Source organism: Microbispora sp. H11081 (assembly GCF_012999535.1).
GTDB lineage: Bacteria > Actinomycetota > Actinomycetes > Streptosporangiales > Streptosporangiaceae > Microbispora.
In genome coordinates, this window is sequence record NZ_JABBWV010000009.1 from 1 (window position 1) to 14,791 (window position 14,791).

Annotated in this window: 11 protein-coding genes; all 11 read right to left on the reverse strand. The window is 71.4% G+C overall.

Annotated elements, in window-relative coordinates:
* Positions 1 to 380 (reverse strand): DUF742 domain-containing protein (locus tag HHX31_RS34550; RefSeq protein WP_169950209.1); only part of this gene is annotated, 380 nt, incomplete at its 3' end.
* Between the two features lie 119 nt (positions 381 to 499).
* Positions 500 to 913 carry a roadblock/LC7 domain-containing protein gene (locus HHX31_RS21915; protein ID WP_205825907.1) on the reverse strand — a complete coding sequence of 138 codons (414 nt, stop codon included), beginning with the start codon at positions 911 to 913 and terminating at the stop codon, positions 500 to 502.
* Positions 914 to 921: 8 nt separating this feature from the next.
* Positions 922 to 4,179 (reverse strand): nitrate- and nitrite sensing domain-containing protein, encoded by a 3,258-nt coding sequence (locus HHX31_RS21920; RefSeq protein ID WP_169950210.1) that lies wholly within the window; start codon positions 4,177 to 4,179, stop codon positions 922 to 924.
* Positions 4,180 to 4,560: 381 nt separating this feature from the next.
* Positions 4,561 to 5,145, reverse strand: a complete 585-nt coding sequence (locus HHX31_RS21925; protein WP_169950211.1) for an ATP/GTP-binding protein — start codon at positions 5,143 to 5,145, stop codon at positions 4,561 to 4,563.
* Complete coding sequence (locus HHX31_RS21930) at positions 5,126 to 5,485, reverse strand: DUF742 domain-containing protein (protein ID WP_169950212.1); 360 nt, start codon at positions 5,483 to 5,485, stop codon at positions 5,126 to 5,128. Before HHX31_RS21930 ends, HHX31_RS21925 begins: the two co-directional genes overlap by 20 nt.
* Positions 5,486 to 5,500: 15 nt before the next feature.
* Positions 5,501 to 5,920, reverse strand: coding sequence for a roadblock/LC7 domain-containing protein (locus HHX31_RS21935; RefSeq protein ID WP_169950213.1), 420 nt, complete (start codon positions 5,918 to 5,920; stop codon positions 5,501 to 5,503).
* Positions 5,917 to 9,129 carry a nitrate- and nitrite sensing domain-containing protein gene (locus tag HHX31_RS21940; RefSeq protein WP_169950214.1) on the reverse strand — a complete coding sequence of 1,071 codons (3,213 nt, stop codon included), beginning with the start codon at positions 9,127 to 9,129 and terminating at the stop codon, positions 5,917 to 5,919. Before HHX31_RS21940 ends, HHX31_RS21935 begins: the two co-directional genes overlap by 4 nt.
* Positions 9,130 to 9,361: 232 nt before the next feature.
* Entirely contained in the window at positions 9,362 to 11,707 is a 2,346-nt protein-coding gene (locus HHX31_RS21945; RefSeq protein WP_169950422.1) for a [protein-PII] uridylyltransferase, read from the reverse strand.
* 7 nt (positions 11,708 to 11,714) lie between these two features.
* Positions 11,715 to 12,053, reverse strand: a complete 339-nt coding sequence (locus tag HHX31_RS21950) for a P-II family nitrogen regulator (RefSeq protein ID WP_169950215.1) — start codon at positions 12,051 to 12,053, stop codon at positions 11,715 to 11,717.
* Complete coding sequence (locus tag HHX31_RS21955) at positions 12,050 to 13,366, reverse strand: ammonium transporter (RefSeq protein ID WP_169950216.1); 1,317 nt, start codon at positions 13,364 to 13,366, stop codon at positions 12,050 to 12,052. Before HHX31_RS21955 ends, HHX31_RS21950 begins: the two co-directional genes overlap by 4 nt.
* Positions 13,367 to 13,735: 369 nt before the next feature.
* Positions 13,736 to 14,668, reverse strand: a complete 933-nt coding sequence (locus HHX31_RS21960; protein ID WP_169950217.1) for an RNA polymerase sigma factor RpoD/SigA — start codon at positions 14,666 to 14,668, stop codon at positions 13,736 to 13,738.
* Positions 14,669 to 14,791: the final 123 nt, after the last annotated feature.

The window sequence follows — 14,791 nt, forward strand, 5'->3', positions numbered from 1 at the left end:
AACTGCGGCTGATGCACATGCACCAGCCCCTCCGCCGCCATGTCCGCGATCACCACACGAACCACACCCAGCGGAATCCGCAGCAACGCCGACACCTCCGCCACCGACCGCACCTGACGGCACAGGGTGCTGATCGCCTGGCGTTCCGGGGTGAGCATGGAAATGTCCTGGTGCATCACCGTGGCGGAGGACACGAGTGCCTCCATGGCGAGCTGGAGCCGGGGTGCGGTGCGCCCGCCGGTCACGGCGTACGGCCGCACCAGCGAGCTCTGCTCCACCGGCGCCGGCGCCGGCGTCGGGACGGGGTTCGTGCCGCCGTACTGCCGGTGGGCGTTGTCCGCCGGCCGATAGGTCTCGTTGTTCCAGCCGCCGCCTGCCACAGCGTCCTCCTGACCTTCTCGCTCTCGCTCCGGAACCCGGCGGCCGGCCGGCCGCTCCGTTCTCAGGGCGTCTTCCCCCGACTGTCCTCCACCACGTTCCGCGTTTCACGGAGGCCGCGTCACCGCGGGTGGGACGCCTGGAGCTCGGCGCGGACCGCGGGAGTGAGAACCTGACCCGCCCGCTCCACCAGCAACGTCATCTGATAGGCCACCAGACCCAAATCCGAGTCCGCCGCCGCCAGCACCGCCAGACAGGAACCGTCACTGATCGACATGATCAGCAACAACCCCCGCTGCATCTCCACCACCGTCTGCGTCACCGGGCCACCCTCGAACACCCGCGACGCACCCTGCGTCAAACTGATCAACCCGGCCGCCACCGCCGCCAGCTGATCCGCCCGGTCCTTCGGAAAGCCGTCCGAGAACGCCAGAGGCAACCCGTCCGCCGACACCACCACGGTGTGCGCCACACCCGGCACGTTGTTCACGAAGTCCGTGATCAACCAGTTGATGCCGCGTGCGGCCTGGCTCATTTCCCTCATCAGTCCTCCTTCTCAGTGTCCTGGGCATCGGGCGTGCCCAGGGACGCCGCCCCGGGATATCCCTGGTCCCCATCGGCCTCCCCGCGGGCGACCGCCCGTCCCTGCCGGATGCCCTGCTGGAAGCTGGAGAGCCTGCTGCGCACCCGCTCGGGCGAGAGCACCGGCGGGGGCGGCGGCGGAGAGGCCGCCGCCGCCTGGGCGGGCTCCGCCGAGGGGGCGGCGGAAGCGGTGGCCGAGCCGGGCACCAGGTTGGCCTTCGGCACCCGCTTGGGCAGGCCGGACGAGGTGACCCCGCCCAGAGCCGGCTCGCTGGCCGCCTTGGCCGCCTGCCAGCCGACGTCCGCCGGGGAGGACCAGGACCTGGAGTCCGTGCCGCCGGTCTCGCCGTCGGCGTCGTTCTTGTCCGACGGGACGTCGGCCTTCTTGAACCAGTCCGACTCCACCGCGGCGAAGATCGGGAGGAACTCCTCCTCCGACTCCAGCGGCGATGTCCGCACCACCGGCAGCGGGCCGGTGTTGTCGTCGCCCTCGAAGCCGCCGCGACCGGTCCGCCCGGTCCAGCCGGAGCCGGTGTCGTGCGGGGTGCCCGGCCAGGAGGCTCCACCCGGCGGGGGCAGGTGGCCGGGCCACGGCGTGTCCACCGGGGCCTCCCCGACATGGCCCCTGCTGAAGGGGTTGGTGTCGAAGGGGCTGGCCTCGAAGGGCCCGGAGTCGAAGTTCGTCGTCTCGAACGGGTCCCGCTCGGCGGACGTCTTCTCGAACGGCGTCTTGTCGAAGGCCGCCCGGTCGAACGGCCCCGACTCGAAGGGACTGCGGGCGAACGCGTCGGACTGCCCGCCCTGCCCACCACCGAAGCCGCCGGTGTCGAAGGGGTTGCGCGCGAACGGATCGGTCTCGCCCGGCCGCCCGGACGCGCCCGTCTCGAACGGGTTGCGCGCGAACGCGCCACTGTCGGCGCCACGGCCCTGCGGCGGCTCGAAGGGGTTGCGGGCGAACGGGTCGGGATCGAAACCGACCGTCTCCCGCGGGAAGGACTCGAACGGCCCGCGCTCGAAGGGGTCGGCGCCGGGAGTGCCGACGCCCGGCGCGTCCGCGCCGAACACGGGGGAACGCGACGGGTTCTCGAACGGCGTCGGGCTGGCGAGGGCCGGCGCGCCGCCGAACACGGAGGCGCCGCCGAACTGCGGCCCGGCCCCGACTGCCGGCATCGGGCTGGTCAGCTCGGGCTGCGGCATGCCGGGCACGCCGGGGAACGCCGGGCCCGCGTGGGCCAGCAGCGCCTCGGGCAGCAGCACCATGGCCGTCAGGCCACCGGTGTCCTGCTGGCGCAGCTGCACCCGGATGCCGTGGCGCAGCGCCAGGCGGCCGACCACGAACAGGCCCATGCGGCGGGACACCGACACGTCCACGACCGGCGGGTTGGCGAGCCGGTAGTTGGTCTGGGCGAGCTCCTCGGGCGTCATGCCGATGCCCTGGTCGCTGACGGAGATGATGAGGCCGCCGCCGTCGATGCGGTTGCTCGACACCAGGACCTTCGTGTCGCGCGGCGAGAAGGAGATGGCGTTCTCCACCAGCTCGGCCACGAGGTGGACGACGTCGTTGACCGACTGGCCGACGACCGACGCGCCCGGCTGCACCTGGAGGTCGACGCGCTCGTAGTTCTCGACCTCCGACAGGGAGGCGCGCACCACGTCGACGATGGGCACCGGCTGGCCCCAGCGGCGCGAGGGCTCCTGGCCGGCGAGGACCAGGAGGTTCTCACTGTTGCGGCGCATGCGGGTCGCCAGGTGGTCGAGCTTGAACAGGTTCCCGAGCCGCTGCTCGTCCTGCTCACCCTGCTCCAGGCCGTCGATCAGGGACAGCTGGCGTTCCACCAGCGTCTGCGTGCGCCGCGACAGGTTCACGAACATCGCGTTGACGTTGCTGCGCAGCCGGGCCTCGTCGCCCGCCAGCCGGATCGCCTCGCGGTGGACCTCGTCGAAGGCCCGCGCGACTTCGCCGATCTCGTCGCGGCCGATGACCCGGATCGGAGTGATCGGCGGGACCTCGGCGGCGTCGCCGGCCTCCCGCAGCTTCTGGACCGTGTCGGGAAGTCGGCTGCCCGCGATCTCCAGGGCCTCGCTGCGCAGCCGTCGCAGCGGGCGTACGAGCGAGCGGGCCACGCCGGTGGTGACGAGCAACACCGCGATCAGCAGGAGGGCGACCGCGACGGCCACGATGATGGCGCGCTGCTGCTCGTCGTCCTTGAGCGACTGGCTCCGCGACACGATCGAGGAGGTCAGCTTGGCCTCGACGGTACGCATCCGGTTGATGGGCTGCGACATCGCGTCGTACCAGAGGCGGGTGTCGTCGCGTACCGACAGGTCGAGGCCCTTGAGCGGGAAGCCCGCGTTGGCGCGGTCGAGCACCAGCGTGCGGATGAACTCCGCCTGGTCGACCTTGCCGCCGGTGACCGTGTTGTCGTAGTCGGCCCGCTCCGCCGGGGTGGCGCTCTTGCGGAAGGCCCGCAGTTCGCTCTCCTGTGCGGACACGGCGCCGAGGAAGTTCTGCAGCTGGGCCTGCTCGAAGCGGTCGACCGGCAGCACCGTGGTCAGCATGCCGCGCTGCTGGGAGGCGTTCTCCTTGGCGCGGGCGAGCGCGGCCAGCGTGACGGCCGAGGCGGCGAGCCTGTCGTCCTGCGTGCTCTTGGCCAGGTCGTCCTGGAGGGCCAGCAGCGTGTCGATGACGAGGCCGTACTGGTCCAGGATCGCTCTGGGGAGCAGGTTCCCCTCCATCGCCTGACCACGCAGGGACTCCACGCCGTCGAGCTTTCCGAGGATGTGCTCGATCTGGACGGCGCCGCGGTCGCCCACCTTCGACCTGACCTCGTTCATGAGGTCGCGCACGGCGGTGGCCGCCTTGTTCGTCAGGATGATCTGCGCCTTGACCGCGGCTGTCGCCTTCGCCGGGCGGCCGATGGTGGCGTTCCACGCGGCCCGGTCGCGTTCCGACTGCAGTTCGTGGGTGAGGTTCCCGACCTTGTCCACGAGCCGGGCCAGGTCACTGGTCTGCTGGTACTCGGCCGCCGTGTTCACCGAGGTGACGACCCGAAGGCCGCCGAGCAGCAGCGCCGCCGCGGTGGGGATGAGGATCAGGGCCACAAGCCTGGAGCGCACGCGCCAGTTGCGCAGCAGGAAACGGCTCCCCTCATCGGGCTCCTGCTCAGCCGGAACCCCGGTCCCGGGGCTCTGGTCGGTCCGGGGGTCTTGTGTCGTCACAGGCTTTGCAACCTCTCGCCGTATGTGCGCACAGGGGGAAGTGTCTCAGCACGGGTGGGGCTGGCGTGACGTGCGAGACGTCCTGCAGGCGAGGGTAATTGCAGCACACCGACACCAGGGAGGCCAACCGAACACCCGTGCACAAACAGCCTAGACAGGCATCTAGATGCTGTTATTTGATTAAATATCGGGTCGGCATCAATACCGAATTCTGCCTTGCCGGCTAGGCGGGTGTCCCGAGAACACCGCCCGTCACGTTGCTGTATCCAGATGGAAGCATCGCGACTCGCCGTACGCCGTGAGGGCGGCACCCTCAGGGGCACCGCCCTCGCCGGACCCCTTGACGGGGCGACGTCCGCGGAGGACATGTCTCCCGCGGCCTTAGTATGGCCTGCCGTACGCGGCCCGCACGGTCAGCACGTACTCGACCAGGCTGATGAGCGTGGACTTGACGGCGTCGCGCGAACGGGCGTCCGTACGGACGACCGGAACGTGCGGAGGCAGGGAAAGCGCCTCGCGGACCTCCTCCTCCGAGTGGAGGAAGTGCCCCTCCCAGCCGTTCATCGCGACCACGAAGGGAAGCTGCGCCTCCTCGAAGTAGTCGATCGCCGGGAAGCAGTCGGCGAGCCTGCGGCTGTCGACCAGCACGACCGCCCCGATGGCACCGCGGACGAGGTCGTCCCACATGAACCAGAAGCGGTGCTGACCCGGCGTGCCGAACAGGTAGAGGATGAGGTCCTGGTCGAGCGAGAGCCGGCCGAAGTCCATGGCGACCGTCGTGGTCGTCTTGTTCGGCGTGAGCCCCAGGTCGTCGATGCCCGCGCTGGCGTCGGTCATCACGGCCTCGGTCGTCAAAGGCAGAATCTCGGAGACGGCACCGACGAAGGTCGTCTTCCCGACGCCGAACCCGCCCGCCACGACGATCTTCGTCGAGGTAAGACCACGGCTAGAGCCTGCGTAGTCCACTGAGCACCCTTTCGAGCAGGTTGAGGTCTGGCTGTCCCTGGTTCAGCTGCGGCATGTGCAGGCGGACCAGACCCTCGTCGGCCATGTCGGCGATGAGCACGCGTGCCACGCCGAGCGGGACCCGGAGCAGTGCCGAGATCTCCGCGACCGATCGTACAGAACGACATAGCATCATGATCGACTCCTGCTCGGGGGAGAGCAGGGAATAGTCATCGCTCCTCAAGGTCACCGATGATACGAGGGTTTCCATCGCCATGTGGTAACGCGGCTCGGATCGGCCACCGGTGACGGCGTACGGACGGAACAGAGGCTCGTCCTCCGCCCCGTCACGATCGCGCATCGCCCTCTCCCCCGGTCATCGCCGCGACGTCTGCAGCTCGGCGCGCAGCGCCGGGGTGAGCGCCTGCCCCGCCCGCTCCACGAGCAGGGTCATCTGGTAGGCCACCAGGCCCATGTCGCAGTCCGGAGCGGCGAGGACTGCCAGGCAGGAGCCGTCGCTGATCGCCATCACGAGCAGCAGTCCGCGCTGCATCTCGACGACGGTCTGCGTCACCGAGCCCCCCTCGAACACCCGCGAGGCGCCGAGGGTGAGGCTGAGCAGGCCGGCGGCGACCGCGGCGAGCTGGTCGGCGCGGTCCGGCGGAAAGCCGTCGGATTGGGCCAGTCGCAGGCCGTCCGACGACACCACCACCGCGTGCGCCACACCGGGCGTGTTGCCGACGAACTCGGTGATCAGCCAGTCGAACCTGCGCGCTTCGACGCTCAGCTCGTTCACGAGCCCTCCTCCTCCTTAGCCGGCCCTTCCTCGAAACCCCCGGCCGCTTGGGCGCGGCCTCGCCTGACCCCCTGCTGGAAGCTGGACAGGCGGTTGCGCACCGCCTCGGGCGAGACCGGGGGACGCGAGGTGGCCGCGGGGCCGTCCGCGCCCACCGAGCCGGGCACCAGGTTGGCCTTCGGCGTGCGCTTCGGCAAGCCCGCCGCGGTCACGCCGCCGTGCAGGGGGTCCCGGGCGCTCGCCGCGGCCTGGAAGCCGCCGTCCGCCCGCGACCGCCACCCGCCCGGACCTCCGTCCGGCGGGCGGGCGGGCCCGGACGCCGGACCGGCGCCCGGCACCCTCGCGATCTCCCCGGTGCGCTCCCCCGCCCTCTCCTCGTCCTCCGCCGCGCCGGACCGCGCCGTCGGTGCTGCCTGGGGACCGGTGTCCGAGGGACGGCGGAACCACGCGGACTCGACCGAGGCGAAGATCGGCAGGAACTCGTCGCCCCGCTCCAGGGGTGCGTCCTCGGCCGAGGGCCGCGGCCCGGTCGACGACGACGCGTCCGGCGGCGGGAACGCCGTCGGACCCGTGCCCGATGGGGAGAACGCGCTCGGACCCGTGCTCGACGGGGAGAACGCGCTCGGACCCGTGCTCGACGGGGAGAACGCGCTCGGACCCGTGCTCGACGGGGAGAACGCGCTCGGTCCGGTGCCCGACGGGGTGAAGGCGCTCGGACCCGTGCTCGACGGGGAGAACGCGCTCGGACCCGTGTCCGATGACGGGAACGCCGTGGGTCCGGTGGACGCGCCCCGGCGCGGGAGGCTCGTCGGTCCTGTGGGCAGCGACGGCCACGAATGCCCGGCGCGGTCCTCACCGCTCCCGCCCGCGGCCCCGGCCGGCGCCGAGGGCCCGGCGGGCGTCGGAGGCCACGACGAGTCGGGCCGGTCCCCGAAGGGGGCCGGAACCCGATGCGATCCCGAGTTCTCGGTGAACGCGCCACCCGGCAACGGGTTCTCCGCGGGCATGTTCTCCATAGGCGAGTTCTCCACAGGCGTGTTCTCCGCGGGCAGGGCCTGCGCCTCACGCGTCGGCGCGGCGAACGCGGCGAACCCGCCCGTGCCGTTGCCGCCGCCTGACCCGGCTCCGGCCCCGGCTCCGCTGAGCCCGTTCGCGCCGGCCGGCGAGGTCCTGCGGGGCCCCGCGCCGTTGCCGGGGCTCCAGGGTTCGAAGGAACCGCCCCCCGCCGCGGACCCGAGCGGGTCGGGCCCGGCGAACGCCTGCCGGGTGGGCATCCCGGCCGCCGTCTGCCCCGACGGAGCGGAGGGGCGCGGCACGGCCGGCTGGTCGGGGCCGACGATGAGCTGGGTGGGGAACAGCACCATCGCGATGACGCCCGCGCCCTCACCCCGGCGCAACTGCACCCGGATGCCGTGGCGCAACGCGAGACGGCCGACCACGAAAAGACCCATCCTGCGCGACACCGACACGTCGATCGTGGGCGGCTCCGCGAGCCGGCGGTTGATCTCCGCGAGCTCCTCCGGCGACATGCCGATGCCGGCGTCGGTGACGCCGAGCATCACGGCGCCGCCCTCGACGGGGCTGCTGGACACCACGACCTTCGTGTTGCGCGGCGAGAAGGCGATGGCGTTCTCCACCAGCTCGGCCAGCAGGTGGACGACGTCGTTGGCGGCGTGCCCGGCGATCGCGATCGTACGGGGGATCCGTACGACGACCCGCTCGTAGTCCTCGACCTCCGACAGCGACGCGCGGACGACGTCGACCAGCCGGGCGGGCTGGCTGCGCTTGCGTGGCGGCTCGTGACCGGCGAGGACCAGGAGGTTCTCACTGTTGCGGCGCATGCGGGTCGCCAGGTGGTCCAGCTTGAACAGGTCGGCCAGGCGCCCGCCGTCCTCCTCGCCCCGCTCCAGGCCGTCGATCAGGGAGATCTGCCGCTCCACCAGCGTCTGCGTGCGCCGCGACAGGTTCACGAACATCGCGTTGACGTTGGCGCGCAGGCGGGACTCCTCGGCGGCGAGGCGCACGGCCTGCGCGTGCACCTCGTCGAAGGCCTGCGCCACCTCACCGATCTCGTCGCTGCTGTCGACGGCGATCGGCTGCACGTGGGTCTCACGCTCGAGGTCGTCGGACTCGCGCATCCGCCGCACGCTCTCCGGCAGCCTGCGCCCGGCGATGTCGAGCGCCTCCGCCCGCAGGCGGCGCAGCGGCGAGACCATAGACCGCGCGATGAGCACGGTCGTGGCGAGCACGAGCACGAGGAGCGCGAGGATCAGGGCGCCGGCGATGAGCGCGTTGCGCTGCTCGGCCGACTGCAGCTCGCGGGCGCGGTCCTGCACCAGGCCGGAGACGCGTCCCTCGACGGCCGCCATCTGCTGGATCCCCTTGGTGCTGTCCTGGAACCACTGCTCGGCCGTCCTGTCCCTGCCCTGGTAGCGGCTGAGGGACTGGTTGTGCAGGCCGAGCGTGAGCGCCCACGACTTGGTGAGCTCGCTGTTGACCACGCTCTTGTCGGCGAAGAGGGTGACCAGACGGCTCGCCTCGGCCGGCGGGGCCTCCGTGTAGAACGTCGCGAGGTAGCTCTGCTGACGCGACTGGGAGGCCAGGAAGTCCTGCAGCTCGAACGTGGTGAAGACCTGGCTGCGCTCCAGCAGCTCACGGGTGAGGATGGCCCGCTGCAGGGCCGCCTCCTCCTTGGCGTGGGCGAGAGCGTTGAGCGCTCGGATGTTGCCGACGATCGAGGCGTTGTCGTCGTTGTTGCCGAGTTCGTCCTGCAGCCGCAGGATGTTGGCGATCAACGCGCTGTAGTCCTCGGCCACGCCGTTGTCACGGATGCCGGGAAGGCTGGAGATGCGGCTCAGGAGCTGCTGCGCCTGCTCGACGACGCGCGTGCCGTAGTCCGCGTCCAGGTCCTCGATGTCGGCCTTGACCTGCTTGACCAGCGGGTCGACCGCCGCGCGCTGCTGGGCGCGGGTCACCTCGGTCTCCCCGTCGATGTTGAACTTGCGCTTGCCTGTGCCGTCCCAGACGAACAGGTCGCGTTCGAGGGCGAGTTGCTCGGCGAGGTCCCGCAGGTGCACCGAGTACTCCGCCGCGGACTTGGTCCGCTGGTAGGCCGTCAGGCTGTCGACCGAGCCGACGACGCGGAGTCCCGCGAGCAGCACGGCGACGAGTGTGGGAGCGAGGATCAGCGCGGTCAGGCGTGTGGGCACTCGCCAGTTGCGCGGCGAGAGGCGACTCCGCCGCCTGCGGTTATCGGTATTCGACTGCTCCATGCTCACCGGCCCCGCCATCGTTCGGCATGCCTTCACGCGTCTGGACAGCATGAAGTGACACAGCTATATAAGCGGGGACAATTCGACCACAAGGTCACGATGGCGAACGGCCCTACCCCTGCCGCAGCGCCAGAATTGTTACCAAGAGGTGAGGATCGTTAGGCGCCTCTCATCTGAGAGCGGCGAGCACGCGCTCACGCACCTGCATACGCTGTTGCTCATCGAGAATGGGACGGCCCGTGCGATCGGCCACATAGAAGACATCCACCGCTTCTGCGCCCAGAGTTTCCACGCGCGCGGCGCGTACGTCAAGCCCGCACTCGCCGAACGCGCGGCCGATGCGCCAGAGCAGGCCGGGCCTGTCGTGCGCCCGCACCTCCACCACGCTCGCGGTGTTGGACGCGTCGTCGAGCAGGGTGACGCGGGGCGGCGCGACCGGCACCCGGGAGGGCCGCATCGACCTCGCCCGCCGCGCCAGGCGCTGCTCGATGTCCAGCCGCCCGGCCAGCACGAGCCGCAGGTCGGCCTCCAGCGTCGCGGGGTCCGGCGGCGTGCCGTACTCGGGCACCACGACGAACTCGATCACCGCCGTCGCCCCGGCCGACGCGGCGGAGGCGGAGCGGACCGCCATACGGTGCGCCGCGAGCACCCCGGCGGCCCGCCACAGCAGGCCCGGCCGGTCGGGCGCGACCACGGTGACCGCGCTCCCGTTCACCCGCACCGCGCCGCCGCCGTGCCTGGCGAGCGCCGCCTGCTCGGGGGACAGGACCGGCGCGGGCGCCGGCGGCGTGCCGGACAGCACCGACCGCACCCGCCGCACCAGGTCGGACACCAGGGACGCCTTCCAGGAGTTCCACGCGGCCGGGCCGGTGGCGTTGCCGTCGGCCACCGCCAGCGCGGACAGCAGTTCGAGCACCTGCCTCGACCCGACGGCCTCCGCGACCCGGGAGATCGTCACCGGGTCGTCCAGGTCGCGCCGGGTGGCGGTCTCCGGCAGCAGCAGGTGGTGCCGCACCACGGTCGCGAGGATGTCCACGTCCGCCGGGGACAGGCCCATGCGGGTGCCGATGTCCCTGGCGACGATCTCGCCCGTGGTGGAGTGGTCGCCCGGCCAGCCCTTGCCGATGTCGTGCAGCAGCGCGGAGATCAGCAGCAGGTCGGGGCGCGACACCTCCCGGGTGAACGCGGCCGCCCCCGCGGCGGTCTCGATGAGGTGCCGGTCGACGGTGTAGCGGTGGACCGGGTTGCGCTGGGGGCGGTGCCGTACGCGCTCCCAGTCGGGGATGAGCCGCACGAGCACCCCCGCCTGGTCGAGCTCCTCCCAGACCGGTACGGCGGCGCGCCCCGCGCCGAGCAGGGCGACCAGCGCGCCGCGGGCCTCGGGGGGCCACGGCACGGGCAGCGGCGGAGACTGCGCGGCCAGCGTGGAGACCGTCGCGGGCGCGAGCGGCAGCCCGGCCTCCGCGGCGGCCGCGGCGGCGCGGAGAACGAGGGTGGGGTCGGTGCGCGGGCTGACGCCGCGCGCCAGCACGACCTCGCCGCCGTGCTCCACCACCCCGTCGGCGAGGGGCCTGCGACCCCGGGGCGCGGGACCGGTGAGCAGCCGGTCGACCGTGCGCCAGGTGGCGTCGAACGCGTGGGAGACGGTCCGGCCCGCCTCGGCCAGGCGGCGCATCAGCGCCTCGGCGTCCAGCAGGCCCAGCGTGCCGGCGACCGCGTCCTGCTCCTGGAGCACCAGGCGGTCGGTGCCGCGCGCGGTGACGAGGTGCAGGCCGTGCCTGATGTCCAGCAGCAGTTCGTACGCCTCGCGCACGCGGGGGCCGGGCGCCGAGGCGACCCAGGCGGCGGCCACGGCCTGCATCGCCTGCACGTCGCGCAGCCCGCCCCTTGAGTCTCTGATGTCGGGTTCGAGCAGGAAGGCCAGCTCGCCGCTCGCCTCCGCGCGCTTGTCGGCCGAGGCCCGCAGCTCGGCGAGCCTGCGCCGGGAGTCCGCGCGCCACTCGGCGAGCACGGCCTCCCGCGCGGCTCTGGTCAGTTCGGGGTCCCCCACCACGTGCCGCGCCTGGATCAGGCCGAGCACCGCTTTCAGGTCCTCCCTGGCGACCTTCACCGCCTCTTCCACGGTGCGGACCGAGTGGTCGAGGCCGATCCCGGAGTCCCAGATGGGATACCAGATGCGGTCGGCGATCCTCCCGACATCCTCACGGCCGTCGTGGAGCAGGACCAGGTCGAGGTCGCTGCCCGGGGCGAGCTCGCCCCGCCCCAGGCTGCCGACCGCGACCAAGGCGATCCCGCCGATCCCGTTGGTGCCGTTGACCCCGCCGCCGACCGCGGGGCCGATACCGTGGGGAGCGGCGGGGCCGCGCTCCTCGGAGAGGCCGCCCTTCCCTCCCGATCCCCCCTCCCGCGCGTACGGCCTCAGGGCCGCCGTGCGGAACAGATCGGTGAGCCATCTGTCGATGTCCGCGGCCCGGTCCTTGCGAACCGCGGCGAACGAGCGAGCCTCCCCTCTCATCATCCGGTTACAGCGCCTCCGGCCCGCGCTCCCCGGTGCGGACCCGCATGACGGTGTCCACCGGGACCGACCAGACCTTGCCGTCACCGATCTTGCCGGTCTGGGCCGCCTTCACGATGACGTCGATGACGTCCTCGGCGTCGTCCTCCTCGGCGAGCACCTCGACCCGGACCTTGGGCACCAGGTCGACCTGGTACTCGGCGCCGCGGTAGACCTCGGTGTGGCCGCGCTGGCGGCCGTAGCCGCTGGCCTCGGACACCGTCATGCCCTTGATTCCGAACTGCTCCAGGGCGGCCTTCACGTCGTCCAGTTTGAACGGCTTGATGACTGCGGTGATGAGTTTCATGCGTCGACCTTCTTCGCAGGCGCGGGCACGGGCCCGTTGACGGAGGTCACTCCGGAGGAGTGGACGGTGCCGAGGTCGTACCCGGTCTCGGCGTGTGTGGTGATGTCGATGCCGGTGACCTCGTCTTCCTGGTCGATCCGGAAGCCCATCGTCTTGTCGATGATCTTCCCGATGACGTACGCCATGATGAAGGAGTAGAGACCGACCGCGACAGGACCGAGGGCCTGCACGCCGAGCTGGGAGAGCGGGCCGCCGTAGATGAGGCCCTCGTTCTGGCCGTCCGCGAAGGGGTAGCGGGCGATGATGCCGAGGGCGACGGCGCCGATCGCGCCGCCGACCAGGTGGACGCCGACGACGTCGAGGGAGTCGTCGAAGCCGAGGCGGTACTTCAGGCCCACCGCGTACGCGCAGGCCGCGCCGGCGACGAGGCCGAGCACGAGCGCCGCCCAGGGGTCGATGAAGCCACAGGCGGGGGTGATGGCGACGAGGCCGGCGACGGCGCCGGAGGCGACGCCGAGGGTGGTGGAGTGGCCGTCACGCAGCTTCTCCACGAGGATCCAGGCGCCGGCCGCGGCGGCCGTGGCGACCTGGGTGTTCATGAAGGCGAGACCGGCGGTGCCGTCGACGGCGAGCTCGGAGCCCGCGTTGAAGCCGAACCAGCCGAACCACAGCATGGCCACGCCGAGCAGGACCAGCGTCAGGTTGTGCGGCCGCATCGGGTCCTTGCGCCAGCCGGTGCGCTTGCCGAGCACCAGCGCGAGGGCGAGACCGGCGGCGCCCGCGTTCACGTGGACGACCGTGCCTCCGGCGAAGTCCTCGATGCCGAGGTTCGCCAGCCAGCCGCCGCCCCAGACCCAGTGGGCGACCGGGAAGTAGACGATCGTCGCCCAGGCGAGGCCGAAGACGACCCACGCGCCGAACTTCGCCCGGTCGGCGATGGCGCCGCTGATCAGGGCCACGGTGATGATGGCGAAGGTGAGCTGGAAGGCCGAGAACACAAGGCTCGGCATACCGCTGCCGTCGTCGGCGGTGGCCGTGTCGATGAGGCTCTGCAGACCTATCGCGTCCCCGCCGCCGATGAACTTGTTGATGAAGTTGTCACCGTCGCCGAAGGCGTCAAAGGCCAGCGAGTGGCCGTACAGTACCCAGGCGAGGGTGATGGTGATGATGCTGACGAAGGACATCATCATCATGTTCAGGACGCTCTTGGCCCTGGTCATGCCCCCGTAGAAGAACGCGAGCCCGGGGGTCATCAGCAGCACCAGTGCGGTGGCCGTGATCATCCAGGCGGTGGTGCCGGTATCGATCTTCACCGACTCGGCCCTCCTTACAATTTGGCGTGTGGCCGGTTATCACTCCCTCAGTGGCTTCGCCCGGGGTCACCATTGGCCGGCTGGCGCACTGACGTTGGCGACAGCGTGTTCTTCCACCGTTTCAGCCCACGACCATGTGTGTTTCACATGTGTGAATCTCCCTGCCGACGTGTTTCGGACTGGTTTCGGATATGCGCTAAATGACAAAACGCGCACCCCAGGGGGTGCGCGTCGTCACGGCGGAGTCACCGGCGATCGCCGGGACCGCGTGTTGCGCGGCGGGTTCCGTGGCGTTGTTACGGGGCGTGTTACCGGGTGTGTTACCGGGTGTGTTACGTGGCGTGTTCCGGGGCGTGTTCCGGGGGCGGGCTACGCGGCGCTGGCCATCTTGCGCAGCCGCGCCAGCGCGTCGCGCTCGATACGCCGGGCGCGGTCGCGGCCGATGCCGTACCGCTCCCCCACCTCGGTGAGGGTGTGCTCGCGGCCGTCCACCAGGCCGTAACGCCAGCGCAGCATCTCACGCATCTGGCCGTCCAGACCGGTCAGCCACTGCTCGAGCCGTTCCTTCTCCAGCGTGTCCATGGCCTGCTGCTCGGGGTCCGCCCACGTCTCGTCGGCGATCATGTCACCGAGCTCGGTCTCGTCCTCGTCGCCCACGCCGAGCTGGAGGGAGACCGGGTCGGAGGCCCAGCGGCGCAGTTCCTGCACCCGCTCGATCGGCAGTTCCAGCACCTCGGCCAGGTCGGCGTCGGTCGGCTCCGCGTCGAACTCCGCCAGCATGTCCCTGCGCACCCGCATGAGCCTCGTCATCTGCTCACCCGCGTGGGTGGGCAGGCGCACCGGCCGCGCCTGCTCGTGGATCGAGCGGCCCACCGACTGCCGGATCCACCAGGTGGCGTAGGTCGAGAACTTGTATCCCCTGCGGTAGTCGAACTTCTCCACCGCCCTGACCAGCCCCAGGTTCCCCTCCTGCACCAGGTCGATCAGCGGCATCCCCCGGCCCGAGTACTTCCGCGCGACCGCCACCACGAGGCGCAGGTTGGCCTGGATGAACTCGTCCTTCGCCCGCCGCCCCGAGATCGCGATGCGCTCCAGCTCCTCGTCGGTCGCGTCCGCGATCTTCGGCTCGCGCCGCCCGCTGTCGAGCAGTTGCTCGGCGAACAGGCCCGCCTCGATGCGCTTGGCCAGCTCGACCTCCTGCTCAGCGGTCAGCAGCGGGACCCGGCCGATCTCGGCCAGATACGTCCCAAGCAGGTCCCGGTCCGAGACGTGCTGATCCTGCGTCCGATTCCCCGTCGCCATCCGATGGCACCTCGTTCCGCCGCCGCGATATGCACTACCTGAGCCGGCGAACCGGGCGTGTCCGCCCCGCTCGGCACGGCTCCCCGGCTTCCTGCTCCCTGCCCCGGACAACGGCCGGTCCAT